General features: G+C 39.9%; 23 protein-coding genes. 10 read left to right on the forward strand and 13 right to left on the reverse strand.

What is annotated here, in order from left to right; all coding sequences use genetic code 11:
* Window positions 1–14 precede the first annotated feature (14 nt).
* The 3 genes from BEGALDRAFT_RS08400 (at window position 15) to BEGALDRAFT_RS08410 (ending at window position 4008) form a co-directional block, all read left to right on the forward strand.
* Entirely contained in the window at window positions 15–749 is a 735-nt protein-coding gene (locus tag BEGALDRAFT_RS08400) for an ABC transporter permease subunit (RefSeq protein WP_002685653.1), read from the forward strand.
* A 13-nt stretch (window positions 750–762) separates the two neighbouring features.
* Window positions 763–2685, forward strand: coding sequence for a GldG family protein (locus BEGALDRAFT_RS08405; RefSeq protein WP_002685656.1), 1923 nt, complete (start codon window positions 763–765; stop codon window positions 2683–2685).
* A 102-nt stretch (window positions 2686–2787) separates the two neighbouring features.
* Window positions 2788–4008 carry a DUF4340 domain-containing protein gene (locus BEGALDRAFT_RS08410; protein ID WP_002685658.1) on the forward strand — a complete coding sequence of 407 codons (1221 nt, stop codon included), beginning with the start codon at window positions 2788–2790 and terminating at the stop codon, window positions 4006–4008.
* A 252-nt stretch (window positions 4009–4260) separates the two neighbouring features.
* Here BEGALDRAFT_RS08410 and BEGALDRAFT_RS08415 read toward each other — a convergent pair whose 3' ends face one another.
* Together BEGALDRAFT_RS08415 and BEGALDRAFT_RS08420 are read right to left on the reverse strand one after the other, a co-directional pair.
* Complete coding sequence (locus BEGALDRAFT_RS08415; protein ID WP_002685660.1) at window positions 4261–4392, reverse strand: entericidin A/B family lipoprotein; 132 nt, start codon at window positions 4390–4392, stop codon at window positions 4261–4263.
* Between the two features lie 195 nt (window positions 4393–4587).
* Entirely contained in the window at window positions 4588–5199 is a 612-nt protein-coding gene (locus BEGALDRAFT_RS08420) for a 4Fe-4S single cluster domain-containing protein (protein WP_002685661.1), read from the reverse strand.
* Window positions 5200–5377: 178 nt separating this feature from the next.
* Here BEGALDRAFT_RS08420 and pcnB point away from each other — a divergent pair, with 178 nt between their 5' ends.
* From pcnB to panB, 3 genes are read left to right on the forward strand one after another with little or no spacing between them, the layout of a single operon-like run.
* Window positions 5378–6886 (forward strand): polynucleotide adenylyltransferase PcnB, encoded by a 1509-nt coding sequence (gene pcnB, locus BEGALDRAFT_RS08425; protein WP_002685663.1) that lies wholly within the window; start codon window positions 5378–5380, stop codon window positions 6884–6886.
* A 7-nt stretch (window positions 6887–6893) separates the two neighbouring features.
* Complete coding sequence (gene folK / locus BEGALDRAFT_RS08430) at window positions 6894–7388, forward strand: 2-amino-4-hydroxy-6-hydroxymethyldihydropteridine diphosphokinase (RefSeq protein ID WP_002685665.1); 495 nt, start codon at window positions 6894–6896, stop codon at window positions 7386–7388.
* Window positions 7388–8182: a 3-methyl-2-oxobutanoate hydroxymethyltransferase gene (gene panB, locus BEGALDRAFT_RS08435; RefSeq protein ID WP_002685667.1), complete on the forward strand. Its 795-nt coding sequence runs from the start codon at window positions 7388–7390 to the stop codon at window positions 8180–8182. The genes folK and panB overlap by 1 nt, the downstream gene beginning before the upstream one ends.
* A 76-nt stretch (window positions 8183–8258) precedes the next feature.
* Here panB and BEGALDRAFT_RS08440 read toward each other — a convergent pair whose 3' ends face one another.
* The gene (locus BEGALDRAFT_RS08440; protein ID WP_002685669.1) at window positions 8259–8798 is read right to left on the reverse strand and encodes a hypothetical protein; all 540 of its coding nucleotides are present in this window, start codon (window positions 8796–8798) and stop codon (window positions 8259–8261) included.
* Window positions 8799–9165: 367 nt separating this feature from the next.
* Here BEGALDRAFT_RS08440 and BEGALDRAFT_RS18165 point away from each other — a divergent pair, with 367 nt between their 5' ends.
* Together BEGALDRAFT_RS18165 and BEGALDRAFT_RS08450 are read left to right on the forward strand one after the other, a co-directional pair.
* Window positions 9166–12636 carry a PAS domain S-box protein gene (locus tag BEGALDRAFT_RS18165; RefSeq protein WP_002685670.1) on the forward strand — a complete coding sequence of 1157 codons (3471 nt, stop codon included), beginning with the start codon at window positions 9166–9168 and terminating at the stop codon, window positions 12634–12636.
* A gap of 122 nt (window positions 12637–12758) precedes the next feature.
* Window positions 12759–13817 carry a hypothetical protein gene (locus BEGALDRAFT_RS08450; protein ID WP_002685672.1) on the forward strand — a complete coding sequence of 353 codons (1059 nt, stop codon included), beginning with the start codon at window positions 12759–12761 and terminating at the stop codon, window positions 13815–13817.
* Window positions 13818–14422: 605 nt separating this feature from the next.
* On the opposite strand, the gene BEGALDRAFT_RS08455 is transcribed toward BEGALDRAFT_RS08450, so the two are convergent.
* The 3 genes from BEGALDRAFT_RS08455 to BEGALDRAFT_RS08465 are packed head-to-tail and all read right to left on the reverse strand — an operon-like array spanning window position 14423 to window position 17177.
* Window positions 14423–14770 carry a rhodanese-like domain-containing protein gene (locus BEGALDRAFT_RS08455; RefSeq protein ID WP_002685674.1) on the reverse strand — a complete coding sequence of 116 codons (348 nt, stop codon included), beginning with the start codon at window positions 14768–14770 and terminating at the stop codon, window positions 14423–14425.
* Between the two features lie 32 nt (window positions 14771–14802).
* Window positions 14803–15438 (reverse strand): lipoprotein insertase outer membrane protein LolB, encoded by a 636-nt coding sequence (lolB, locus tag BEGALDRAFT_RS08460; protein WP_002685676.1) that lies wholly within the window; start codon window positions 15436–15438, stop codon window positions 14803–14805.
* On the reverse strand, window positions 15435–17177 hold the full coding sequence (locus tag BEGALDRAFT_RS08465; protein WP_002685678.1) for a tetratricopeptide repeat protein: 1743 nt from the start codon (window positions 17175–17177) through the stop codon (window positions 15435–15437). Before BEGALDRAFT_RS08465 ends, lolB begins: the two co-directional genes overlap by 4 nt.
* A gap of 359 nt (window positions 17178–17536) precedes the next feature.
* On the opposite strand from BEGALDRAFT_RS08465, the gene BEGALDRAFT_RS08470 reads away from it, so the two are divergent.
* Both BEGALDRAFT_RS08470 and BEGALDRAFT_RS08475 read left to right on the forward strand, forming a co-directional pair.
* Complete coding sequence (locus BEGALDRAFT_RS08470) at window positions 17537–18028, forward strand: hypothetical protein (RefSeq protein WP_002685680.1); 492 nt, start codon at window positions 17537–17539, stop codon at window positions 18026–18028.
* Window positions 18029–18056: 28 nt separating this feature from the next.
* Complete coding sequence (locus BEGALDRAFT_RS08475) at window positions 18057–18791, forward strand: methyl-accepting chemotaxis protein (RefSeq protein ID WP_040294920.1); 735 nt, start codon at window positions 18057–18059, stop codon at window positions 18789–18791.
* Between the two features lie 207 nt (window positions 18792–18998).
* On the opposite strand, the gene gspM is transcribed toward BEGALDRAFT_RS08475, so the two are convergent.
* The 7 genes from gspM to BEGALDRAFT_RS08510 all read right to left on the reverse strand — a co-directional run bounded on the left by gspM (window position 18999) and on the right by BEGALDRAFT_RS08510 (window position 26133).
* On the reverse strand, window positions 18999–19505 hold the full coding sequence (gspM, locus tag BEGALDRAFT_RS08480; protein ID WP_002685682.1) for a type II secretion system protein GspM: 507 nt from the start codon (window positions 19503–19505) through the stop codon (window positions 18999–19001).
* 215 nt (window positions 19506–19720) lie between these two features.
* Complete coding sequence (locus BEGALDRAFT_RS08485) at window positions 19721–20656, reverse strand: Rpn family recombination-promoting nuclease/putative transposase (protein ID WP_002685683.1); 936 nt, start codon at window positions 20654–20656, stop codon at window positions 19721–19723.
* A gap of 212 nt (window positions 20657–20868) precedes the next feature.
* The gene (locus BEGALDRAFT_RS08490; RefSeq protein ID WP_050978425.1) at window positions 20869–21981 is read right to left on the reverse strand and encodes an endonuclease/exonuclease/phosphatase family protein; all 1113 of its coding nucleotides are present in this window, start codon (window positions 21979–21981) and stop codon (window positions 20869–20871) included.
* 2 nt (window positions 21982–21983) lie between these two features.
* A complete protein-coding gene (locus BEGALDRAFT_RS08495) occupies window positions 21984–23777 on the reverse strand; it encodes an extracellular solute-binding protein (protein WP_002685687.1) in 1794 nt (597 codons plus the stop codon).
* Between the two features lie 115 nt (window positions 23778–23892).
* On the reverse strand, window positions 23893–24627 hold the full coding sequence (locus BEGALDRAFT_RS08500; protein WP_002685689.1) for a glycerophosphoryl diester phosphodiesterase: 735 nt from the start codon (window positions 24625–24627) through the stop codon (window positions 23893–23895).
* Between the two features lie 82 nt (window positions 24628–24709).
* Window positions 24710–25183, reverse strand: a complete 474-nt coding sequence (locus BEGALDRAFT_RS18170; RefSeq protein ID WP_002685692.1) for a DUF4124 domain-containing protein — start codon at window positions 25181–25183, stop codon at window positions 24710–24712.
* Window positions 25184–25257: 74 nt separating this feature from the next.
* On the reverse strand, window positions 25258–26133 hold the full coding sequence (locus tag BEGALDRAFT_RS08510) for a DUF2259 domain-containing protein (protein ID WP_002685693.1): 876 nt from the start codon (window positions 26131–26133) through the stop codon (window positions 25258–25260).
* Between the last annotated feature and the right edge of the window lie 17 nt (window positions 26134–26150).

A 26150-nucleotide genomic window follows, 5' to 3' on the forward strand; every position in this document is an offset into this window, starting at 1 on the left:
AGCAGGAGGCTTGCATGTTGCACAATTTGCAGGTGGTCTTTAAGCGTGAGTTTAACAGCTATTTTGCCACCCCCATTGCCTATATTTTTATTATTATTTTCTTATTTTTAAGCGGTATTTTTACCTTCTATCTCGGCAATTTTTTTGCCCGTGGACAAGCAGATTTACAACCGTTTTTTATGTTTCATCCTTGGCTTTATCTGTTTTTAATTCCTGCACTTGCCATGCGTTTATGGGCGGAAGAGCGTAAAAGTGGCAATATTGAATTATTGTTGACTTTACCGATTACGATTACTGAAGCAGTCTTAGGTAAATTTCTGGCGGCATGGGCATTTACAGGGATTGCGCTATGTTTAACTTTCCCTTTCTGGCTCACCGTGAATTATCTCGGCAATCCTGATAACGGCGTGATTTTCGCCAGCTATTTGGGCAGTTTTCTCATGGCAGGCGCGTTTTTATCGATAGGCTCTTGCATGTCAGCCTTGACTAAAAATCAAGTGATTGCGTTTATATTAACGGCGGTTGTGTGTTTAGCCTTTATTCTCAGTGGCTTCCCGATGGTTTTAGACTTTTTTAACTGGGCTCCACAAATTATTGTCGAAACCATTAGCGCGTTTAGCTTTTTGACGCATTTCGATACGATAAGTAAAGGGATTATCGACATACGTGGTGTTATTTATTTCACTTCTCTCATTATTTTCTGGTTGTTTGCCACAGCAACCTTGATTGAAATGAAAAAAGCCGACTAGGAGTCTATACGCCATGAATAAACTTTTAACAACAACAGGGTTACTGCTGGGGCTTGCGCTACTGATTGCGGTCAATATCACCAGCAATACCGCATTAAAATCTGCCCGTTTAGATTTTACCGCAAATCAACTTTATACCTTATCGCAAGGCTCTAAAAATATTATTAATAGTTTACAAGAGCCGATAACTTTGCGTTTTTATCTCTCGGAAAAACTCGCTACCAATTTACCCAGCTTAAACAGCTATACGATTCGTGTCCGCGAATTATTGGAAGAATATCAACGTCTGTCTATGGGTAAAATTAATTTACAACTGATAGACCCAGAACCCTTTACGGAAGAGGAAGACCGCGCCGTTGGTTATGGATTGCAAGGTGTGCCGATTACTGATGATACCCTCTTTTATTTCGGTCTTGTTGGTACAAATGCCATCGGTACAGAGGAAGTTATCAGCTTTTTCCAACCAAATCGGGCTGAACTACTGGAATATGATTTAACCCAAATCATTTACCGTTTAGCCAACCCAAAACAAAAAGTCATTGGTTTAATGAGCAGTTTACCGATGCAAGGCAGTCGGATGCCCGCCTTTTTGCAACGCGGGGGGGCTGAACCTTGGATGATTTATGAACAAATCAGTAAATTGTTTGAAGTACGTCCTTTAGAAATGACCGTCGACAGTATTCCTGCTGATATTGACGTGTTGATGCTGGTACATCCGAAAAATTTAAGCGATGCCACTTTATACGCTTTAGACCAGTTCGTCTTACGTGGTGGGCGTTTACTCGCTTTTATCGACCCATTCTCCGAAGTCGAAACGCCACAAAATGACCCTAATAACCCCATGGCAGCGATGCAACAAGCGCGTAATTCCGCCTTACCACGTTTATTAGATAATTGGGGCGTGGAATTGGTAGAAAGTAAAGTTGTTGGTGATTTGAGTCTTGCGAAAAAAGTTCAAGCAGCGCGTGGTGGTCGTCCCATTATTATTGATTACCCTGTATGGATAGATTTAAACACGCCGAATTTTAATAGCGACGATGTTATCACGGCGAAATTAGACATGATTACCTTTGCATCAACAGGGATTTTGAAGAAAAAAGAGGGTGCGCAAACCCAAATCACCCCTTTAATTGAAACCAGCGATAAAGCCATGCAGATAGATTCTGCTCAATTGCAATTCATGTCCGACCCTACTAGCTTGGTGCAAAATTTTAAATCTGAAGGTAAATTTACCCTTGCTGTACGCATTACAGGCAAAGTAAAAACAGCGTTTCCCGACGGTAAGCCCCATGTTGAGAAGAAAGCCGAAGACCCTGCACAACCTGAAGCCGAGAAGAAAGACGATAAACCCGTCGAGCAACTCACTGAATCTAAAGATTCAATTAACGTGATTGTCGTCGCTGATACCGATTTATTAGATGACCAAATGTGGGTACGGGTGCAAAACTTTTTAGGTCAACGGGTTGCTATGCCTTTAGCCGCTAATGGCTCTTTTGTCACCAACGCGCTGGATAATTTATCAGGCAGTAATGATTTAATCAGCGTGCGCAATCGTGGCAGTTTTGCCCGCCCATTCACGCGGGTTGAAGCCTTAAAACAAGAGGCAGAAGCACAATTTTCACAAAAAGCCAAAGAGTTACAAGCGCGTTTAGAAGACACTGAAGCGCAATTGCGTAAACTCCAAGACCAACGCCAAGACGGCAATAAATTGGTATTAACAGCGGAACAACAGCAAGAAGTCGAACGCTTCCGCGCAGAAAAAGTCAAAATCCGTAAGGAATTACGCGATGTACAACATGAGTTGCAAAAAAACATTGAAGGTTTAGAAGCGGGATTGAAATTTATCAATATCGCATTTGTGCCTTTCCTCGTTGGTTTTGCAGGTATTTTCTTTGGTGTCTATCGCTTACGCCGTCGACAACAGCTGAAGCGTTAATTTAATCGTTTCGGAAAAATCGGCAGAAAGGGATAGGCAGACTTTAAAACTGCCTGTCCCACAATTATGCACAATTCACTTGCTTTTTAAGGATTTATTGCAATGAATATAAAAGGTTTAAGTATTCTTGCCGTCTTAACGGCAATTACCATTTTTTTTGCGGTACAACTCACACAACAAAAACATCAAGCTAATTCAACAGACAACAAACAAGCCAGTATCCTATTCCCTGATTTAATGTCTGTTATTAACGAAGTCAGCGAAATTGACATTAAAACTGCTGAACAAAGCATGACATTAAGCCGCTCTATCGATGGCTTATGGGGCATGAAAGAAAAAAGTAATTATCCTGCGGATTTAACCAAAGTGCGCAATGTCTTAATGGGCATCAGCCATTTAAAAGTCTTAGAACCAAAAACAGTTAATTCTGAATGGTACGATAAAATTGGCGTGGAAGATGTAACCGCGACTAATGCCAAATCGACCTTAATCACTTTGAAAAAGCCCGACGATTCTAGCGTTGCAAGCCTTTTAGTCGGTAATCAGCAACTGGCAAAAGCCGATAATACTCAACAAGAAATTTTCGTTCGTAAAGTCGGGGATAAACAAAGCTGGTTAGTGCAAGGCTCGCTACCCATTGAAAAAGCCCCACTGTCATGGATTTCTAAAGAACTCACTAATATTGCCCTGCAACGGATTCAATCCGTTGAGGTGACTCAGCCAGACGGGCAAAAAATTCAGATTAATAAAGTCAATGCCAATGATGAAAATTATCAACTTGCGACCCTGCCCGAAGGTGCACACGTCAGCCAGCCCAGCATGATTAATCAATTAGCCTCGACATTGAGCAATTTAACGTTAGACGATGTGATTGCCAGTAAAGAATTAAAAGGCGATGAAAAAACAGGCGTTACGGCGACATTCACCACGTTTGATGGTTTAAGCGTTACCTTAAAAACGGTGGAAAAAGACGGCAAACATTATGGACAATTTACCGTTAGTTTTAACGCGCCTGCTAAATCTGAGGAAACTGCTACAACGGATAAGACAGCGAAGGAAAGCACAGAAGCAGAAAAAGATAAGCCTGACCCTGTGGAGTCTGCACGCAAAGAAGCCGAGAAATTGCAACAAACTTTAACAGGTTGGGCGTATGTCTTGCCTGAATATAAGATGGAGCGTTTATTAAAACCACAATCTGATTTTGTCAGCACAGAAGTCGCTCAAACCGCTGTTGGTGATGCTATTGGCGAACCTAGCACAACAGGCACACATCCGCTTGTTCCCGCTCCAAGTTTAGAAGAGTTAATGAAGCCGACGCATTAATTAACGCTAGTTTTGCGAGTTTTCTAAAATAACCTGAGTTCGGCGAGTTTCTTTTAAAAAGACAACAACTTGTCTGAATCAGAATTCACAGAATTTTCAGAATTAGCAGAATTAAAAAGCATGATTAACCTTAATTTTTTGGTTTAAGGGTTTTAAATTCTGAAAATTCTGTGAATTCTGATTCAGGCAAAAAAAGACCTGCTAAGTTTTCAAAACCTAGCAGGTCTTTTTTTACAAACGGGCTAATTTAAATTATTTCTTAGCAGCATCTTCTACGGCTTTACCTGTTGCTTGTACATCTTTGCCTGCGCCTGCAAGGGTATTGCAAGCAGCTAAAGAGCCAACCATGAATAACATAGCAACAGTCGCAATAATTTTTTTCATAACAATGCTCCTACAATCTGATTATGGTTTGATAATGATTACAAATATTCTACGGTCTTCAAGCAAATACTACCCAAGTTTATATAAATTGACAATCTACTGGTAAAAAAATCATGGATAATAAAGTTATATTATTTTGTATTTAAATGGTTATCATTAGGTAATCTGTTTTATGTTTTGAGTCACCTGTTCGATTTAAAGTTTCATCATTTGAGTTTGCCATGTTGTTAATAAAGATTGTCCTGGAATACCGACTAACATTACCGCATCTGTTAAAAGGTGCATTTCGACGGCACGTTGTGCTTGACCATAATGATTTTCTAATATTGTTGCATAGCGTTCAGTGAGTGCGTAAACCTGTTGGTTTTTTGAGCCTCGTAAACTTAATCCATCATTTTGTGTCGCAATATATAATCCATCTATTAATACATCTATTTGTGCTAATAAATCGGCAATGCTAGTTTGTGTTTTTGCTATTTTTTGTAGATGTTGCAGCGTGTAACCAGAGTAAACGATAACGCCTAAAGGTTTTATTTGTTTAACTTGATGTAATAGTAGGGCTAATGCTTCACTTTGGGCAAAAGGTTCTCCGCCTGATAGGGTGATTCCTTCAATATTGGGTGTTGCCACGATTTGAGCAACCAGCTCATCAGTATTCATCAATGTTCCCCCTGTCATACTCAGGGCATCAGGGGTCATACAGCCTTCACAGTGAAAAGGACATCCTTGCACCCAGATAGCAAACCGCAAAAAAGGGCCTAAAACGCGTGTTTGTGGAATTAATGCGTAAATCCGTAAATTGGTCATAGTCGCAAATAGGTATAATGATAGAAATTAGGTGACTGCTATCTGATAATTAATGCTGTGTAGGAACACTATTAGCGTGATGATATTCTTTTCAACCGTTCACAAAAGCATATAATGTTTTAGGTAGTGGTATTATGTAATCAGTAAAATTAAGTTTTAATTCTCATCAAGGATAACGATGACTCCTTATAAACGCTTGGTCGATGGCATAAAAAAAATATTAAAGTCTTTTGAACCGTCTGAAGTTAAACCGCAGACGGCAATATCTACCATTGTCGATACTCAAACTTCTACGCCTGTCCGCATTCCACGTTCAGCCCATACTTTGTCACGGAAGCATATTAGTAAATCTGCTTTAAAAGTGTTGTATCAGTTACAAAGTGCGGGATTTCAGGCTTATATTGTGGGCGGTGGTGTTCGTGATGTTTTGCTGGGTAAACAACCAAAAGATTTTGATGTTGTTACTAATGCGTTGCCTGAACAAGTGAAAGGGGTTTTTCGTAATTGTCGTTTGATTGGTCGTCGCTTTGTTTTAGCACATGTTTATTTTGGACAAGAAATTGTCGAAGTAGCCACTTTTAGGGCTAGTCATCATCATCAAAGTGAGGGCAATGAGCGGGTTATCGAAGACGGGCGAATTGTGCGTGACAATATGTATGGCACAACCGTTGATGAGGATGCGAACCGCCGAGATTTTACTTTTAACGCTTTATACTATGATATCAGTGACTTTTCTATCTTAGATTATGCTAAGGGGATGGCAGATTTAGAGGCGGGCATTGTTCGTTTAATTGGCGACCCGATGTTGCGTTATCAAGAAGACCCTGTACGGATGTTGCGGGCGGTGCGTTTTGCTGCAAAATTAGATTTTACGATAGAAGCAAGTGCAGCTGAACCGATTCCTCAACTAGGTGGATTATTAGCGGATGTCCCTTCTGCCCGCCTTTATGATGAAGTTTTAAAACTGTTTCTCAGTGGTCATGGGTTGAAATCCTTTCGTTATTTGCGCCAATATCACTTATTTGAACATTTGTTTCAGCAAACACATGATTGTATGCTTGAAAATCCGAAAGTATTGGCAATGATTGAGCAAGTTTTAAGCAATACCGATGAGCGTGTTGCTAAACAACAATCGGTTAATCCTGCATTTTTATTCGCCGCCTTACTTTGGTCGCCGATTCTGCATGTTTTGCCTTATCACCGTGAAGAAGGATTAAGCGAGCAAGATTGTCTGATTAATGCGATACAGCGGGTTATGAATAAGCAAGTTAAACAAGTCGCCATTCCGAAGCGTATCAGTGTGACGATGCAAGAGATTTGGTTAATGCAACCCCGTTTATTGCAACGTAAAAATAAACGTAAGCGTTTATTATTGATTGAACATCCGCGTTTTCGGGCTGCTTATGATTTTCTTGCCTTGCGTGGTGTTTTAGATGAGGAGGCTCGAGAAGGTGCAGATTGGTGGACACAAGTTTTAAAAAATGAAGCGCAACCTATCGTTAATGCTCACGCGCCTGCACTCCCTCATGTTGCTGAAGAAACCCCTGTCGATTTAGAAAAAGAAGAGCTTGCAACAGGGCAAATCACAACCCATCATCCAAATATTCATAAGCAACCACATCATAACCGTAGAAAACGCCGTTTTTACCGACGCAAGAACGACAACCCGTCACATACTGAATCATAAGGCGACGATGGAACAATATAGTACCGCTTACATTGGGCTAGGCAGTAATTTGGCTGAACCTATTCAACAAATACAACAAGCATTACAAACACTAGCAAGCTTACCGCAGACACAACTACGCAAACATTCCTCCCTGTATCGGAGTAAACCACTCGCAGGAATGGTACAACCTGACTATATCAACGCGGTTGCTGTTTTAGAAACCCAACTCCCCCCCTATCTCTTATTAGAACATCTACAAACTGTAGAAAATCAACAAGGACGGGTACGCACTGGCGAACGATGGGGGGCGCGTACACTAGATTTAGACATCTTACTCTACGATCAATTACAATCCAGCGACCCGCGTTTATGTCTGCCACATCTAGGGCTGACCCAACGGGCGTTTGTGTTATACCCGCTCTATGAATGTGAACCTTTACTCACACTCCCAGACGGCACAAAATTGGTTACATTATTACAGCATTGTCCGATGGATGGCTTACATAGGATAGAAAACTAATGCCACGTTTATCACTCAATCACTTTCGCAAATTAAAACGCCAAGGCGAAAAATTTGCCTCACTGACTGCTTACGATGCGAGCTTTGCCCGTGTTATAGAAGAAGCGGGAATAGAACTTGTCTTAGTGGGAGATTCACTGGGCATGGTGATTCAAGGGCATGAAAGTACGCTTCCAGTCTCCATAGAAGAGATGATTTATCATTCACAACAAGTGCATCGTGGCAGTGATAAAATGCTCCTCATGGTCGACATGCCTTTTATGAGCTATGCAACCCCAGACACCGCATTACACAATGCCGCCCGCTTAATGCGTGAAGGCTATGCACAAATTGTCAAACTAGAAGGGGGAACTTGGCTTGCTGACACCGTCAAACTACTCACAGAGCGCGGTATTCCCGTTTGTGCCCACTTAGGACTGATGCCACAATCTGTCCATCAACTCGGTGGCTATGTGGTACAAGGACGAGCAGCAGATGATGCAGAACGTTTGCGTCAAGATGCACTCGCATTACAAGCCGCTGGGGCATCTATGCTCTTATTAGAATGTATCCCTGGAAAATTAGCAGCAGAAATTACCCAATTATTAACAATTCCTGTGATTGGGATTGGTGCAGGGGCTGACTGTGACGGACAAATTTTAGTCCTTTATGACATGTTAGGACTCACTGCGAAACCGCCCTCTTTTTCTAAAAACTTTTTATTAGAACAAGCGGATATTCAAGCCGCAATTATATCCTACACACAAGCAGTGAAAAATAAGACATTCCCCACCCCAGAGCAAACATTTAGCTAATCCCATTTCAGAGAGCGACCCAGACTTAAACCGTCGCTCTCCCTGCGCAATTATCCCCAAATAACAGCCACATTATTTATTTTTTAGGGCAAGTTGGCACTGTCTGACAACCGCAACCCTGCGCATCAAAAAATGGATAATAACCTTTTTCACATTTAAAATTAGTAGTTTGACAGGCATTAATATCATTTAATAAATAACGTCTCCGTGGTTTTAATGCTGTTTCTAATAAATATCCACTGTTTACGGCTCGCGTCGCTAAAACACCTGTTGTCATTCCTTCACAATCTGTCATATTAATACGCTGACAGCCACAGCCCTGTTGGTCAAAAAAAGGATAAAATCCTTCACGGCATTGAAACTCTAACGTTGCACAACCTTGTACATCTGTACTGTAATACGGTGGCGCAGACTTCAGCACCGTTTGAGCTGCCTCACAACCACACCCTTGTGCATCAAAAAAAGGCTGTTGTTGTTCAGGGCAAATAAAGCGCAATGTTTCACACTGTAACGCATCATTACTGATATAAGTACGTTCATCTGCAATGGCATAACGACCACTGCTAAACACTAACCCTAAAAAAAGTAAAAACAATAAATTTAATCGTATCATCATGATATTTATTCATTCAGTCCAGAAATTGAAAAATAGGAAAGAGCTTCAGTGCATGGATGAATCACAAATGTTGAAATGAGCTTGTATCCTTGTTTTTTTAGAACTACTGTTTACTTAGCATGATTTAGCTCAATAAAACATGAACCCCTATCATAAATAAACGCGCCTATGTCAAGCAAACAAAAACCAAGCATTATCTAAATAGAACCAATTGCACACTGTAAAAAGATTTATAGGTTGCCATTCTCTTAAATTTAGCTATCGCCCCTGTTCTATAACTTCTTGAAACCATGTTTTCACTAATTTTTATTATAAAAATACGAATAGATTAAATCACGACGCACAACGGTTTGCGGGAGAAAAGGGAATGAAATCTCTCAAGTTTAAATTATCACTAATATCAATAATATTTGTATCAATCAGTGTTTTAATTGCTATTTATTTACTCAATCGCTCTTATTATCAAACAATGAATATTTTTGCAGAGCGAGCCATTTTACATGCAGAAGAATCTTTTAAAAATTTACAAAAAAATGATATAGAAAAATTATCAGCAACATTATTAAGTGTTTTAGACAATCCTACCTTTCAAGAAGCCTTTCAACAAAAAGACCGTCATACACTCTATAAACTCGCTTCTCCTCTCTTTGAACAATTAAAACATCGTTATCGTATTACACACTGGTATTTTCACCTGCCTGAAGCCTTTAAAACAGTATTTTTACGTGTGCATAACCCTGATTTATATGGTGATATAATTCAACGTGCAACATATCGTCAATCAGTATTAACAAAAGATTTCGGCATAGGCATAGAGTTGGGCAAAACCGCTTTTGCATTGCGTGTGGTACATCCTTATTACATCAATAACACCCTAGTCGGCTATGTAGAATTAGGCGAAGAAATTGATCATTTTCTGGTGGCAATGAAAGACCAAACAGGGGATGAATACAGTATTTTCGCTTATAAACAATTTATTGATGAACAAGCATGGCAAACGTTACAAAAAAATAAACGTGTCAGAAATAACTGGGCAGACAATTCTGATGTGCTCTTGATTGACAGCACAACACAAGATACACAATTGCATGGCGTGAGTGAAAAATTAACGGTATTACCCAATAAAGCCGTTTCTTTGGGGATAAAAGAGCTAGACAACGGCGAAATTTACGCAACAGGGATTTTTCCCATTTATGATGTATCTCAACAACAAGTAGGCGGTATTTATGTATTTCATAATTTAACTAAGCTACATCATTCGTTTTTTTTAACACAATGGCATTTAATTACCTTCGGTATTATCAGCATTATTCTAACTTCTATTGTTTTATATATTCTGATTAATCATTTTACTAAAGCACCAATTCAACAATTAAAAACCATCTCACAAGCCTTAGAATGCCTAAATAGTGGCGATTTCAACCATCAAGTTGATGAAAGTTCGTTTCAAGAATTAGGCGAGTTTTCGCGCGTTTTTGAACAAGTACGTTCTAATTTACGAAAAACCATACAAAAACTACGCGCTGAAATACAAGAACGTGAAACGACACAAAAACAATTAGAAATGTCACAAACTGAATTAGAGCAACGAGTGATAGACAGAACACGCGCTTTAACCTTAGCAACCACCGCCGCAGAACAAGCCCGCGAAAGTGTCGAACTGATTAATCAAGAACTGCGTGAAAGTGAATCATTATTACGCTCTGTTTTAGAAAACTCTGCGTTAGCGATTGATTTCGTAGATACGAATGGACGATTTTTCGACTGCAACCCCGCCTTTGAACGGTTATTAGGCTATGAACGCAAAGAACTTTTTCGAATGAATTTATCAGAAGTTACCTATCCACCTGATATTGATAAATCTGTCGACCAATATAAATCTATGATTGCCGGTGAGTTTGATACATATCAATTAGAAAAACGCTTTATTCACAAACAAGGCTATTTAATTTGGGCAACTGTCACGGTTTCTTTAATCCGTGATAAAGATGGCAAGCCTCATTTTGCTGTGGGAATGCTGGAAAATATTACCGAACGCAAACGCGGCGAAGAATTATTAAAGGAAAAACTAGCTGTTATATCCAGCTTTAAAGCCTTAGCAGATAATACCAGCGATTTCATCAGCTATAGCGATTTATACGGACATATTCAATATATTAACCCCGCGGGGTTGCGAATGATTGGGCGTAATGGTATCAATCCAAAAGATATTTCACTACACGACTATTTGCCCGAAACGCTCGTTGAACAGTTAGCAGAGGACTATATTCCAACAGCAATAGAACAAGGGATTTGGGCGGGTGAACATTGCTTTCAACAAAGCGATGGCACATTAATTCCTGTTTCACAAGTCATTATGCCGTTATTAGATGATAATCGCGAATTAATTGGCGTAGGAACAATTGCCCGCGACATTAGCGAACGTAAACATATAGAAGAAGAGCTAAAACGTGCTAAAGAACACGCAGAAACGGCAAATAGAGCAAAAAGTGCTTTCTTAGCCAATATGAGCCACGAGTTAAGAACACCACTTAATGGTATTTTAGGATACGCCCAAATTTTACAACGTGATAAAACCCTAAGTACGCAACAATTAGACGGAATTAATATTATCCAACGCTCAGGCGATTACTTACTGACACTGATTAATGATGTTCTTGATTTATCTAAGATTGAAGCGAATCGTATAGAACTTTACGAAACTGATATTCAATTTGGTGGCTTTTTAGAAGGAATTACTGATTTATTCAAAATGCGAGCCGCGCAAAAAGGGATTGCCTTTAATTTTTCCGCAATTTCAGTGTTACCTAATACCATTCATAGCGATGAAAAACGCTTGCGCCAAATACTGATTAATATCATTGGCAATGCGATTAAATTTACAGAAGTCGGTGTCGTTGACTTTATTGTGAGTTTTACCGAATCTCAACAACTCTGTTTCACCATTCAAGATACAGGCGTTGGCATTAAAGCAGAAGACTTAAATAAAATTTTTAATCCATTCCAACAAGTCGGCGAAGAAAAATTCCGCGCAGAAGGAACAGGCTTAGGACTCGCAATTACCAAACGACTGGTTGAAATGATGGGCGGGAATTTAACCGTTAATAGCGAACTCGGACAAGGTAGCTGTTTTATCATTAATCTCCCTGTTCAACTGGGAAATACAGAAGATTTCTTGCAAAGTGGGGATAAAACACAACAAATTATCGGATTTCAAGAAGCACCAAAAACAGCACTGATTATTGATAACTTAAAAGAAAACTGTGAAGTGCTGCGTAGCCTACTCAATCCTATCGGTTTTGAAACCTTAGAAGCCTATCATGCCGAAGAAGGCTTAACGCTTGCACTGACACATTCACCACACATTATTTTAATGGAAGCCATTTTACCTGAAAAAAATGGGTTATCGTTGATTAAAACCTTTAAAACACATCCACATTTACAACAAACGCCACTTGTCGTTATCTCTGCCAGCGTGTTTGAACAAGACCAACACCAATATCAACAAGCAGGTTGTGATGCCTTTATTCCTAAACCCATCCATGTAAAAGAACTATTTAATACGGTAGAAAAACTCCTAAATATTCACTGGATATATTCATCTGACGTAAAAACGGTGGCAAATAACATTCCCATTGAAGATATTTGCTTACCAAATCAGCAACAAATACAACGCCTACATGAGTTGGCAATGCTTGGAGATGTCGGCGGGGTACAACAGTATTTAACAGAATTAGAAACTGAACCCCAATTGCAAGCCTTTATCTTACGGGCAAGGTCTTTAGCAAAAGAATTTCAACTGGATGAAATCATCGATTTATTAAAAATAAATCATTGAGTTTTGATAATTCTCCATATTGTAATATTCCAAAAAGCTTTATTTTTTGGCAAATGGCTATATTTTCCACCGTAATGTTGTTACTGGCATTTATTTTAATGAAAATGATAAGGAAACTAACAATGCTATCTTACAGAACACCCACCGTTGCTTTCACATTAACGGCATTAGTCACAAGCGTCGCTACCCCAGTCGCGTGGGCAGATATACCTCAAGGCTTTATTTCTCCTAAACATGAAATCCAACTGCAAAATATGACCCCTGCGGTTAAAAACTTCACCATTCAAACACGCGGTTCTGTATTGGTCGAATCCCAATTAAATACCGTGCAACAAATGGTCAGAGACATTATCCGTACCAGTAAAATCAATGTAGTACAAGTTCCTGTTTCAGGCGAAGCAAATGTAACATCAGGTAGCAAAGTCTATGAAAACTTAGAAATCCTGATTGCTATGACCCGCCCTGAAGCAGATGGAATGCCCTACAAGGTCGACATCACCTTACAAGAAGCGGGCGCAACCGCAACAACAGAGCCAGCCCAAGCGTTTGACTACGATATCAACAATCCAATGCCATTTAAACAAGCCTTACAAGCTTACCTAGTCAAAAACCTGAATTTAACCCCCCTAGATGGTTCTGCCCTACCAGAGCCAACAACACCCAGCACACCCGCAAAAACAACTCCTGTTGCTGAAAAAGCCATGAGTTCTGCACCTGCAACGCCTGTTGTCAACCAACCCAGCACAACGGCTGTTTATACCGATACCCCTCCTGGCACAGTTTCGGGTAAAAACGAAGTGCAATTGCAAAATGTTAGCCCCTCAGTAAAATCCATTAACATCAAAACACAAGGGTCTGTACTTGTTCAAGAGCAGTTAAACACCGTTAGCGACATGGTACGTAGTACGATTCATAACTCTAAATTACGGGTTGAACGTGCAATGGTTTCTGGTGACATGAATGTTGTCTCTGGTGCAAAGGTTTATGAAAACTTAGAAATTGTTGTTGCGGTAGAACGTCCTGAAAGTGATGGAAAACCCTATAAAGTCGGGATTACATTACAAGAAGCAGGTGCGTCAGGCACACCCGAATTATTTGATTACTATCCTGAAAAAGCTGACGTTTTTAAAACCTCTTTAGAAGCCTATTTAATGAAAAATTTGGACTTACGCCCTCGTTAATCATTGCAGTATCCTTGTTGAACCTCAAATAAAAAAAGGAGCGTGTGAATATACACTCTCCTTTTTTTGTCTAATCCTTTTTTGACTTAGCAAACCTTAATAACTTGAGTTCTGCAAATTATTTTAAAGAAACAATGACTTGTCTGAGTCAGAATTCACAAAATTTTCAGAATTAGCAGAATTAAAAAGCATGATTCATCTTACTTTTTGGTTTAAGGGTTTTAAATTCCGCTAATTCTGTTAATTCTGAAAATCCTGATTCAGACAATATTTTAATCTTGTCTGGTGAATTCCGATGAAAAACAAGAGAGTAATCTCTGCCAGACCTGCTAGGTTTTGAAAATCTAGCAGGTCTTTTTTTGTCTGAATCAGAATTCACAGAATTTTCAGAATTAGCAGAATTAAAAACATAATTTTTTATTCTTTTAATTTTCTTGTCTTTTTAATTCTGAAAATTCTGATTCAGACAAGCTGTTGTCTTTTTAAAAGAAACTCGCCGAACTCAAGTTATAATACGTTTGCTATATAAACCAACAAAAAACCCCTTTTTTGGATGAAAAAAGGGGGTTTTTAGGTATTGCTTTAACCAGCTAATATTAAATGATTTATTGAATAGTTTCATTTAAGTTCATAGGCTCTACAGGTAAGCCTATTTGTGCCCACGCAACAATACCGCCTTTTAAATTAAAGATGCGTTTATACCCTTTTTGCATGAGAAACATGCAGGCTTGCCATGAGCGGTTGCCTGTACGGCAATAAATAACAACATCGTCATCTTGAGGAATATCATTGATGCGTAAGGGTAGCACTGTGAGTGGCATAGGTTCGCCTTTTGCGATAGAGGCTTGCATCATTTCTTGAGGGGTACGGACATCGATGAGTCTGGGAGGAGTGTCCGATGCTAACCACTCGGATAATTCACGAGAATCAATTTCTTTTACTAACATGGTCATTAATCAGCCTTTTTTCCTACGGGTTTAAAAAATTATAACGATTTCACTGTTGTTTCAGCGGGTTGTAATTGCCATTGTGAGATGACAATTTTTACAGTGAATTGGTTGTTTGTGAGTGTTAGTTTTGTGGGTAGAACATACCCATTAAAGCTGTCATAGCGTTCGTAACGAATGCCCCAATTGGCTTGTTGGAGTTGGGATAATCGTCCTGCGTCATCGAGTTCATAGGTATTCGTGACTAAATCCCCATAGGATAAGCCACGAATCCAATAATATAAATTACTGACAGGTAAAGGTAAATGTGTAACTTCTTCTATTAAGGTATCAGGGTCTTGTGCGGTGTAGGTTTCATTTTCTGAAGTCTTTAACGTCACTTGTTGAGGACTACCTTGTAGAAGTAACGCGCCTTGTCCTGTTGGAGTGTTAAAGCGTAGTTCATAATCCGTTTTGTTTTGTGTCCAATAGGTGTTTGCTGTCCAGTTGTCGCTATCGGTTTGTATGGCAATTCGTCCTGTAATCCGCCATGTTTTGATAGCATTTAACCGTGTTTGATGTTGCTGCCATTGTGCCAGCTGGGTGGCGGTTGGGGGTTTAAAATTGATACCAGCGCACCCAGCAAATAGGCTAAAAAACAGGCATAAAAATGGTATAAAACGGGGTTGTATCATGGTAAAAAACGGTTAATGACTTCTTTAAGAAATTTGTCTTCTGGGAAGGTTTGTGTTGCTTTTTCCCAAACTTGTTTCGCGCCTTCTTTATCACCACTGACCCATAAGACTTCGCCAAGGTGTGCGGCAATTTCGGGGTCATCTTTTTGTTGTTGGGCTTTGCGTAATTCTGCAATGGCTTCAGGGTAACGCCCTAAGCGATATAAAACCCAGCCATGACTATCTAGGATGTAGTGGCTATTTGGAGAGAGGTTTAGGGCTTTTTTAATTAATTCATAGGCTTCTTCGTAGCGGTTTGTGTGGTCTGCGAGGGTAAAACCTAATGAGTTGTAGGCATGTGCGTTTTCTGGGTCTAATTCAATAATTTGACGGAAATCCTTCTCCATTTGGACGAGGTCATTCATTTTGATGGCGAGCATACCGCGTTGATAAAGGCTGTCGGTATTAGTCGGTGCGAGGGCAACAACACGATTATAAGTTGCCATTGCATCTTGATAACGTTCTTTTTCTGCGTAGAGTTCTGCCTCAAAACGGAGCAGTTGTAAACTGTCTTCTTCCTGTTCTGTTGGCACATTGCGCAGGTATTCTACAGCCGCGTTTAAATTACCTTGTTCTGAGAGTACCAACGCGATGCGCATTTGAGCTGTTAGGAAGTTATCTCCCGATTTAATTTTTTTATACCATGTCAGGGCTGTATCCCAATTTTTGGCTTTTTCTTCAACTTGTCCAAGATAGTAGTAAGCGATATCTGCTTGTTCTGCCTGTTTTTGTAAATCGGTGAAGAATTGGCGAGCTTCATCCAATTTATTGAGTTGTAACGCAAGAATACCTAAAGGAAATAGGACATCTTCAGGGCGGGGAAAAGTGGCTTGTATGCGTTTAAAGGCTTCAAAGGCTTTTTCATATTGTTCTCCGCTGGCTAACATGCGGGCATAAATGTAGCCGAAATCTGTTCTATTAGGATAAGCAGTGGCTGCTTTTTCCATCCATGCAAGGGCTTCTGTTTCACGGTTTTGTTTTTGCAAAACGTGGGCATAGAGCGGTATCGCTTGCTCGTGGGTGGGGTCAGCATTCAGAATTTTTTGCAAAACCGTAATGGCTTTATCTAACTCATTACTGGCTATCAGTAGATTGGTATAACTGAGTAAAATCTGAGGATTATCGGGACGACGTTCAACGAGTTTTTCAATGAGTGCGCGGGCACTGTCTTTGCCTTTGCGTTGTTCAAGCATGGCTAGAATCATTTCTAAACGATGCTGTTGATTACCTTGAGCATTATCGAGCATGGATTCTAAATAATGTAAGGCTTCGTCAGTCCGTTCTTGTTGTAGAAGAATTGTTCCTAAGGCTTGGTAGGCATCAGGACTATTTGGTGCGAGTTTTAACCATAAATTGGCGGCTTGAACGGCAAGTTCATAGGCGCGGGAAAAAAGCGCGGTTTGGGTGGCACGGGCGGCAAATTCGGGGTCTTTGGTTTTTTCAGCAAGGTTGAGATAACTTTGTGCAGATAAACTGTACTCTCCACGTTGTCTGGCAACTTCTCCGACTAATACATCATACATTGCTTCTTCTTGTTGAGAGGCAAACTCAGGGCTAGGCGGTAAAGTAGCGGCTAAGGTCGGGGATGGGTTAAGTGTATCCTGCCCTGCGTCCGCTGTTGCTTGTGCAGTGAGTTGATTCGCACAGCCAACCATGAGAAAAGCCAAACTCAGCATTTTTATATTTTTATAGATTTTCATCACAACCAATACTCCAAAACAGTCATCGATATGATTACAAGTGATTCAATATAGAGCGTTTAAACCTTGTCTTGATGAAGAACAAGTAATCCGAATTTTTAGCAATATTACACAAGCGGCATTGAATATGCGATAAATAAACATTTATTCAAAGAAAGTTATTCATTGTTGCTGGTGAATGGGTTTGTTTGCTAACTTATTAAATATAAGGTGATAATAAATGAATCTTGTGTTTAAGGTAGCTATCAGTAAGCATAGCGATACTTTTATGCTTTTGTCGCTTAAGAAAGGTTAATCAATGATTACCAAATATTAACCTGCTGGGGTATTTTCTTTATTTTATTTAATTGGCTAATTTCATGATGCGTATTGTTATTTTTTTGTGTTTTCTAATCCCTATCAAGGTATTTTCGACAGAAGCAGTCACAGCGCAAGATGTTGGTGCTTTGTATATATATCAAGTTAAAGCGGATATAAATGAGGTCAAATCAGCCATAGAAATGGCAATTGTTAATCAAGGCTTACTGATTAGCAACACTTTACATCTGAGTGACATGTTGAACCGTACAGGACAAGAATTAGGCTTTACAACGCCTGTTTATCAATTTGCGGAAGCCGTTGAATTTTGTAGTGCAAAATTGGCTCATCAGATGGCACAGTTACATCCCGCTAACCTTGCAACCTGTCCCCTAACAATCAGTTTTTATACAACGCCTGATGATAATAAGATGGTCTCGATTGCCTTTCGCAAGGTTCAATTAATCGGTGAATCCGCAACCGTTACAGCGGTGAGTCAAGCAGTGACACAATTGCTAAAAACAATTATTGATGAGGCGATAGATGGTTTATAAAACAATAAACTAATCATTTAATAATCCTATGACAACTCAGCAATCTCCTGAAACACCTCATGAAAAAGAGAGCAAACAATCTGTTGATTCAACAGCTTGTTTACAAGTGTTATTGAATAATTTACATCCCGTTCTGGAGTCGTTACAAAATGATGTAAATTCACGCAGTCAACGTTATGTTTTATTTCAAGAAATACTATATGTCGTTGCGACGATTACCGCCTTTTTAATTGGCTATCTATTCTACCTTGTGTATATGGTCACAATGGATATGCACAAATTAACTGACTATATGGAAACTGTTTCCACGCATTTTGTAGCAATGTCTAAAAATGTAGAAGAGATGCGAACCGAAATGCGAACCATCACCCAGCATAGTGGACAAGTCTCTTCGCTCATGTCCAATATGGAACAGACGATGAAAAATATACAAACAACGATGGGGCAAATGCAGACGACTATGCACACAATGGCGGGTGCTATCACACATATAGATCAAAACATTACTGCCAATTTAGGGGGGATGCAAACGAATTTGCATGATATTAATCAACGGATGACTACATTAACCGAACATATAGGACAAATTCGGACAGAAATGCAAGAAATTCGAACTAATACCAACGCAATCAGTTTTAATCTGCGTCAAATGACAACCGACATGAATGTCTTAACGCGCAGTATAACCCCGCTTGTTCAACGGTTTAATAACCTTCCGTGGTCTATGATGCCCAGCGGAATGCCGATGTTTCCGTTTTTTTAAATAACCTGTAACAAAAGACCTGCTAGGTTTTTAAAAAACTAGTAGGTCTTTTGTTGTCTGAATCAGAATTCACAGAATTTTCAGAATTAAAAAGCGTGATTCACCTTAAACTTTTGGTTTAAAAGTTTTAAATCCTGTTAATTCTGAAAATCTTGATTCAGACAAGCTGTTGTCTTTTTTAAAAGAAATTCGCCAAACTCAGGTTTTTTATTCCGCCGTGCGTACTGTTCCACGAAATAACAATAAACGCACTTTTACGCGGTCATTCGCACGCAGTCGTTCAATTGTACTGGTAGCGACTTGTACACTATAACGGTTGTATAAATCGGCGAGCCATTGCGATAATGCGGAAAAACTCACATCATCAAATAGGACTCGTACACTATCATCGCCTTGTGGTTCAATCCGTTTTGGCACTTTGGCTAAAGCACTTTGATTTAATGCGGTATCAACCGCACTGAGTAAAGATTGATTTTGTCCCGTGTTTGCCTGTGGACTGCTCGTTGTTTGTTGGCGTAATTGCCGAATTTCATTGGCAGCATTTTGCATCCACGCTAAATTGGCTTGTTGGGCAATCACGCTGTTAGTAAGGTCTTGCTGATTCATCACCAGCGGTCGCCACACTAAGGCGTAAATCAGCATAACAACGCTGATAATCGCGCCGAGAATTAGAATATAACGTTCTCGTGTTTCTAATTGTTTAAACCATTGCATGATATTTCACTGAGTTAATTTAACCTGAGTTTTACGAGTTTCTTTTAAAAAAAGACAACAGCTTGTCTGAATCAGGATTCACAGGATTTTCAGGATTAAAAAGCGTGATTCACCTGACTTTTTGGTTTGAGGGTTTTAGATTCTGTTATAGTAAACGTACCATAAAATGATTTAAATTTAGAACTGGCAGTCTTCCACATTGTTTTATAGTGTGTTTACTCTAATCGCTCAATTTCTTCGCGTGTTAAGCCCGTCGCAACCATAATGAGTTCAAGAGGAGCATTGCTTTGCTTTAGTGCTATTGCGACTTTTATTCTTTCTTGTGCAATTTTTATTCTTTCTTGTTCAATCCCTTGCTCAATTCCTTTTTTAACCCCTTGTTCAATCCCAATCTCAATGCCCTTCTCCAGACCTATTTCAATTCCTTCCTGTTTAGCCGTATCAAGCACATTGATAAAATCGCGGTAGTATTTCAAACTCAATTCATACGCATGGCGGTCTTCATAACTCATATTCGCTAATTTCGCTAACGCAAAAGCGTCTTCGATAATATCGCCTTGAAATTCTCTCGGCATATCGTCAAATGTCACTAATTCACGGAGAAAATATAACCACCATTCCAAATGGTTCGCTAATTCGGATTCTTGTTTTTTGAATTTCGCCATTTCTATGTAAATGAAGTTCAATTTCTTAAACATCACTTCTTTACTGTAAATATCGGTTATTTGTCCGAAATGTAAGTAACGCTCATCGGGAAAGCTGGCTAAGGAGAAGTCTAAAATGCCAATGAAATAAATCGGGGTTAATTCAAAATCCCATTTGCCTTTTTTGGCTTGGTCTTGAATTAAGAAGCTGGCGTAATAGGTAGCGCGGTCTTGAAAGTGTTCTTGTTTCGCACGTTGTAATTCAACAATGAATTCCTGATTTTTTTCATCACGGCAATAAATATCGAAGATGGCACGTCGGTCTTCTTCTAACATGCCGAGCTTTTCAATATTTTTAAATTCTAAGCTGACAATTTTGTGTTTTATCGGTAATAAATCATTGAGGAAGCTGATGAGTAGGGGTTTACTTTCTTCACTACCGAAGATTTTTTTAAAGCCAAAATCGGTGAAGGGGTTGATGAATGTGCCTAGAGATTTGTCGGTCATGTTGATGCGTCCTCATGCTTGGGAAGATATAGTAAACGTATCATAAAATTATTTAAATTGGGGTTTAAATTCTGTTAATCCTGAAAATCCTGATTCAGACAATGTTTTTAATCTTGTCTAGTCAGAAATTTTCGCATGTTCCGACAGAGCTGCTAGGTTTTCAAAACCTAGCAGGTCTTTATTTTATTTTATAAAATCTCGCCGAACTCAGGTTAGGTTAATTTAATATCTGTCCAAACTAAAAAATGGTCGGAACAAGTGACTAAAGGGGCGTCAGTATCAGGGGCGACAGGGGCAAAAATACCTGATTGTTGTACCCATAAAGAACGTGAGGGCAGGATATAGTCAACCCGTAAACCCCATGTACTTGTCTGCATTTGCGCCCGTTGCACTCGTGCATTGACAGCAAGCGATAACTGCGGGCGTTTAGGGACATGTATGCCAAGCGTGCAAGTAGGATTCATGCGTGGATGTCGTAATAGTTGCGTCATTGCTCCGCGTAAACTGTTCCCAATAAACGGGTCAGCGTTCATGTCTCCCATTAAAACGAATTTTTCCCGACTACTCAAGCCACCTCGATGACCTTTATCATCATATAAATAATGAGCTTGTTCACCATCCGTTAAATAATCTGCCCATAAACGCAATTCATCGTAATTACGGCAACGATTGCGTTGTGGCACACCATCATCAATCGGCGGGGTAGGGTGGGCAATGAGTAAATGAATGATGCCTGTTGGGAGTTCAACGGGAATATCAACATGATTTTTGGAGGATAGACGCATAATGTCTAAAGCAGCAGCGTTAAAATAATCCGTTCCATCCGCTCTTTTTGGCAATTTTGCGTGTGGCATATCGCGCCATAAAAAATACTGAAAACTTCGCATCTTATCCAATTGCAGGGGAAATTTTGCCAGTAGCGCAAAGGCATATTGTCCCGCAAATGTGCCAAAGCCAAACGCATCATGTGGACTGTCTAGCCGTCCATCGCCATCTAAATCTAATCCGCTCAGAATCCCTGTATTGGAGGGTATAGCATAACGATAAGGATAAAAAACGGGATGTCCTTCTGGCTGTTGCGGATGATTTAAATAGTTTTCTTGAAAATACGTTAAATTCTGTTGATTCTCGGCATAATCAAATTCTTGTAAGAGTAAAATATCAGGGTTTACCCGCTGAATAATGCCCGCAACTTGGGATAATTGTGGATGTTCACAAACTTGCAATTCGCTGGTTAATTGCCCCGCATTTGGACGAAACAGCGAGGCGTTAAACGTTGCAAAACGCACAGGGCGGGCTTTAGGCATCACTTGTGTTGTGAACACAACTATTTAACCCACCACGTTGCTAGCATCCAATCAATTGATTGATAATACAAGGGACTTTTAGCAGGTTTGCCGAATTTATTCCAATAAGCGACTCGATGCACATTGGTGTACCAATTGGGGAGCACATATTCACCTTGTAATAAGATACGGTCTAGTGCGTGGGTTGCGGTGACTAATTCCGCACGATTGGGCGCGTAAATGATTTTGTATAACAGGGCATCAACCACAGGATTTTTTAAACCTATCCAATTGTTTGACCCTTGTTTGTCCGCAGAGCTAGAATGCCATAAATTCATTAATTCATTAGCAGGCGATTGATTTTGCTGAAAAATAGTCACAATCATATCGTAATTAAAGGCTTCTAATAGTTGCTGATAAACGGCTAAATCGACTTTACGATAAATTAATTTAATCCCTAATCGCTCTAAATTGCGGGCAAATGGGGTGTAAATTCTATCAAAGCCATCTTGTGCAACTAAAAATTCAAAACTTAAACGCATCCCTTCTTTTTGTAAAATACCCTCTTGTAGCGTCCATCCTGCTTCTGTCAATAATTGGCTGGCTTTTTGTAGATTACTGCGCAGGGAATTCGGTGGATTCGTATTTACATTTTGCCAAACAGTCGTTAAAACCTTATCGGGAAATTCTTTCGGATATTGCGCTTGTAAGGATTGTAATAAACTCAGCTCGGCATCTGTCGGCAAGGCTTGTGGGCTGGCAAGTTCGCTATTGGTAAAATAGCTATAACATCGATTATATTGATTATAAAACAAATTTGTATTTGCCCATTCAAAATCGAAGGCAAGATTAATTGCTTGACGCACGCGGATATCTTGAAACATGGGATTGCGCAGATTAAAGACAAATCCTTGCATTCCTGCATTATTACGATGGGGCAATTCTTCCTTAATAATTTCTCCCGTTTCAAAGGCTTTACCAACATAACTCCGCGCCCATTCTTTAGAGTTATAGACAGTTATAAAATCAAACTCTTTTGCCTTGAATGCTTCCATCGCAATGCTTAAATCTTTGTAATACTTAACGGTTATTTTATCGACGTTAAACATCCCGCGCCGTGTGGGTAAGTCCTTTGCCCAATATTGCGGATTACGTTGATAAATAATGTAGTTACCAATTTTAAAATCCGTGACTGTATAAGCTCCACTACCGATTAACGGCGTTGTCACCAAACTATCAAAAGCCTGTTCGCCAACCGCTGTTTTAGAAAAAATCGGAATCATGTAGGCAACAATGAGATGTAGCTCTGGATTTTCTTTTGCAAAACTAAACTTAACTGTTAAGTTATTAATAACTTCAGCTTTGACAATGTCACTCCAGAAAATACGATAACGGGGATGTGCTTTATCACCTTTTAAGGTGTCAAAAGAAAATTTCACATCTTCCGCAGTAACGGGCGAACCATCACTGAAACGTGCGTTAGGATTGAGCGAAAAAGTCACGGATAGTTTATCCGCTGCTAACTGCATCTCTTTAGCGAGTAAGGCATAAACGCTATAAGGTTCATCTTCGCTTTTTACCATTAAGGTATCGAATAATAAATTCGTTGTACCAACAGCTTCCACCCCTTTGAGTAAAAACGGATTTAAACTGTTGAATGTGCCAAATCCTGAAATCGTGATGTCTCCTTGTTTCGGCGCGTCAGGATTAACATAATCAAAATGTTTAAAATCAGTGGGATATTTAGGGGAGTAACCAAGTGCCGCAGCGGAAACAGCAAAAACAGCAGGGGAGTAAAGACAAGACAGCAAACACAGTAATCGGTAGATACGCATTTGTAAAAATCCTTATTGTTGTGTGCGCAAAACGGACAGGAACAACGGGCAATGTGCGTAATCATATCCAATTTTAAAAAGGATTTTTTGTTTTTTAAAAATATCAATAAGCACGTTACACTAAATCAGGTTTGTCACTAAAGACGGCATCGACACCCCATGAAAATAATTCTTGTGCTTTTTCGCGTTGATTAACAGTATAAGTCAGTAGCATGTAACCTGCTGTTTTAATAGCTTTAGCTTGATGTGCTTTTAAATAATGATAATCACAATGTAGGCTGACACAGTCCAAACTTTTTAATTGTGTTTGCCAAGAATTTGGCAACATGTCGACTAATAAACCGCGTGGAACGTGTGGCAATTGAAGGCGCATGAGTTCTAAGCAAAAAGGGCTAAAGCTAGAGACAAGTAGGGGTAAATGGTTTAAATCGGTTTTTTTTAATATGTTGATAATTGCTTGTGTGGTCGCTTGCTCTAATCCTTGACGTGGTTTAATTTCTAAATTTAATCCCATGTTTAATTGCTTTAGTAAAGCTAAAGTTTCCGCGAGGCTTGGAATGTGTTCGCCTACGAATTCGGGCGCGAACCACGAGCCTGCATCTAAACGACGCAATTGCATATAAGCGTAATCCGCAACATTGCCTACCCCATTGCTACAGCGTTCTAAAGTATCGTCGTGAAATACTATCGGCGTTTGGCAGGCGGACAGCATCACATCTAATTCTACCCATTTTGCCCCTCGTGCTGCGGCTAAACGAAACGCGCTGAGTGTATTTTCTGGCGCATTTGCAGACGCGCCCCGATGTGCAATAACAGGGGGGAGTTGTAAACTTGGCGTGATGTCTTGCATGTTGTTTAAATCCTGATTGAGACAATAAAAAACCTGCTAGGGTTTAAAAACCTAGCAGGTTTTTCTCTGTTTTTAGCGGTGATTAATTAGCAGGTGTGGAAGTCGCTGCACTGTCTTTGCAGTAGGCATCGATAAAAGCTTCGGCTTCGCTGGTTCTTTGTTTCCGCAATTCGTCCGACATGGGAACAAATTCGTTGGGGTTGTCTGCTTTAGGAATCACGAGGCTACCTTGAGCATTGAGTTGTTGTAAAACAGCCGTTGCTTGTTGGCATTTCGCTTCTTTTTCAGCCTTGATTTTTGCGGCAGGGTCATCGCCTGTGGGGGTTGTGGTTTTAGCCGTTTCTGTTTTCTTTTCTTCAGGTTTAGGCGCAACTTTTGGAGGCGTGGCAGAAACGTCAGGGGCTTTGATGTTTTTAGTTTCTGCGTCTGTTCCTTCAGGGGGAGGCGTTTGGCTAAATTGGGTATTACCTTCTGCGTCAACCCATTGATATAACTTGCCTGCATAAACAGGTAAACTGAGTAACCCTACTAACCCAATAATCCAGATGTGTTTCATAATAACTCCTAGAAAAAATACATGTTATTTAATTGTGTCGCATCGTTGCAAAATAGATTCAGTCTCTTGTTATATTAGCCTTGCACGTCTCTAAATTTACCCGTAACAACGATATAACGCATATTTTGCCCTTCAAATCCAGGGGAGAAGATATTAATAAAGACTGCAATATATTCTCCATTATAGATGTAAACATCCTGAATTCTATAAGCGAGTGGACAACCGCGTGTTTCAGGAATTTTTTTATCTGCTTGTAATATCACTAATCCTGTTGTGTCTTCCTCTGTTTTTGTGGTTTCTACAGTTGTTGCTGGGGGTTCAGCCGTTGTGGGTGGCGTGGGGTTGTTTGTTGTAGCTGGTGTTGGCGTTGTTGTCGCTGTAGTTGCAGGCGTATTTAGGCTTTCTAAGGGTTGTAATGTGGGGGTTGCTTCAGGTTGCGGGGTGGGCTGGATGCTAAGGGTAAATTGTTTCGCATCGCCAAAGCCGAAGCATTCTGCCTTGCCTGCTTGTTCTTCTAGGGTGAGGGTAAATGATTCGTAAATAAGTCCTGTTAAGGGTGTGCCTAAGGCAAAAGTCACTTTATGCGGGTCTGCGCTCAGGTCGCTGAGTGGGTGAGAAATAACTTGAATTCCCTGATTTTTATCGCTAATGCCTAATTCTTTGATTTTAGCTTGTGCGACGGCTTTGTTTTCGGTGCGTAGTTTTTCTAAGTCATCGTTGCTGTCGGGTTTACCTTCTTTTACAAAGGGTTTTATCAAGTAGTCATTTTTGAGGACATCGACAATATACAGGGTGCTATAAGGGGCTGCATTACCATCGTTAACCCCATATTGTTCAAATGCAAGGGTTTTTCCATCTTGTGCAAAGCCAATAAAGTGGAGGTTGGCAGCATCACCCGCCCAAAGATTGAGCGAGAGACCGCAGAGTATGAGCGTAAGCAGTTTTTTCATAAGTCCTGTTCTCGATG

This window comes from Beggiatoa alba B18LD, from assembly GCF_000245015.1.
Taxonomy (GTDB): domain Bacteria; phylum Pseudomonadota; class Gammaproteobacteria; order Beggiatoales; family Beggiatoaceae; genus Beggiatoa; species Beggiatoa alba.

Coding starts and splice junctions, on each gene's coding strand:
- BEGALDRAFT_RS18170 (WP_002685692.1), bottom strand. CDS start 25,183: ATGAAACACATCTGGATTATTGGGTTAGTAGGGTTACTCAGTTTACCT.
- BEGALDRAFT_RS08485 (WP_002685683.1), bottom strand. CDS start 20,656: ATGACCGACAAATCTCTAGGCACATTCATCAACCCCTTCACCGATTTT.
- pcnB (WP_002685663.1), top strand. CDS start 5,378: ATGACTCCTTATAAACGCTTGGTCGATGGCATAAAAAAAATATTAAAG.
- BEGALDRAFT_RS08440 (WP_002685669.1), bottom strand. CDS start 8,798: ATGATGATACGATTAAATTTATTGTTTTTACTTTTTTTAGGGTTAGTG.
- BEGALDRAFT_RS18165 (WP_002685670.1), top strand. CDS start 9,166: ATGAAATCTCTCAAGTTTAAATTATCACTAATATCAATAATATTTGTA.
- lolB (WP_002685676.1), bottom strand. CDS start 15,438: ATGATACAACCCCGTTTTATACCATTTTTATGCCTGTTTTTTAGCCTA.
- BEGALDRAFT_RS08400 (WP_002685653.1), top strand. CDS start 15: ATGTTGCACAATTTGCAGGTGGTCTTTAAGCGTGAGTTTAACAGCTAT.
- BEGALDRAFT_RS08410 (WP_002685658.1), top strand. CDS start 2,788: ATGAATATAAAAGGTTTAAGTATTCTTGCCGTCTTAACGGCAATTACC.
- BEGALDRAFT_RS08465 (WP_002685678.1), bottom strand. CDS start 17,177: ATGAAAATCTATAAAAATATAAAAATGCTGAGTTTGGCTTTTCTCATG.
- BEGALDRAFT_RS08415 (WP_002685660.1), bottom strand. CDS start 4,392: ATGAAAAAAATTATTGCGACTGTTGCTATGTTATTCATGGTTGGCTCT.
- BEGALDRAFT_RS08470 (WP_002685680.1), top strand. CDS start 17,537: ATGATGCGTATTGTTATTTTTTTGTGTTTTCTAATCCCTATCAAGGTA.
- BEGALDRAFT_RS08405 (WP_002685656.1), top strand. CDS start 763: ATGAATAAACTTTTAACAACAACAGGGTTACTGCTGGGGCTTGCGCTA.
- BEGALDRAFT_RS08500 (WP_002685689.1), bottom strand. CDS start 24,627: ATGCAAGACATCACGCCAAGTTTACAACTCCCCCCTGTTATTGCACAT.
- panB (WP_002685667.1), top strand. CDS start 7,388: ATGCCACGTTTATCACTCAATCACTTTCGCAAATTAAAACGCCAAGGC.
- BEGALDRAFT_RS08510 (WP_002685693.1), bottom strand. CDS start 26,133: ATGAAAAAACTGCTTACGCTCATACTCTGCGGTCTCTCGCTCAATCTT.
- folK (WP_002685665.1), top strand. CDS start 6,894: ATGGAACAATATAGTACCGCTTACATTGGGCTAGGCAGTAATTTGGCT.
- BEGALDRAFT_RS08475 (WP_040294920.1), top strand. CDS start 18,057: ATGACAACTCAGCAATCTCCTGAAACACCTCATGAAAAAGAGAGCAAA.
- gspM (WP_002685682.1), bottom strand. CDS start 19,505: ATGCAATGGTTTAAACAATTAGAAACACGAGAACGTTATATTCTAATT.
- BEGALDRAFT_RS08455 (WP_002685674.1), bottom strand. CDS start 14,770: ATGACCATGTTAGTAAAAGAAATTGATTCTCGTGAATTATCCGAGTGG.
- BEGALDRAFT_RS08450 (WP_002685672.1), top strand. CDS start 12,759: ATGCTATCTTACAGAACACCCACCGTTGCTTTCACATTAACGGCATTA.
- BEGALDRAFT_RS08495 (WP_002685687.1), bottom strand. CDS start 23,777: ATGCGTATCTACCGATTACTGTGTTTGCTGTCTTGTCTTTACTCCCCT.
- BEGALDRAFT_RS08420 (WP_002685661.1), bottom strand. CDS start 5,199: ATGACCAATTTACGGATTTACGCATTAATTCCACAAACACGCGTTTTA.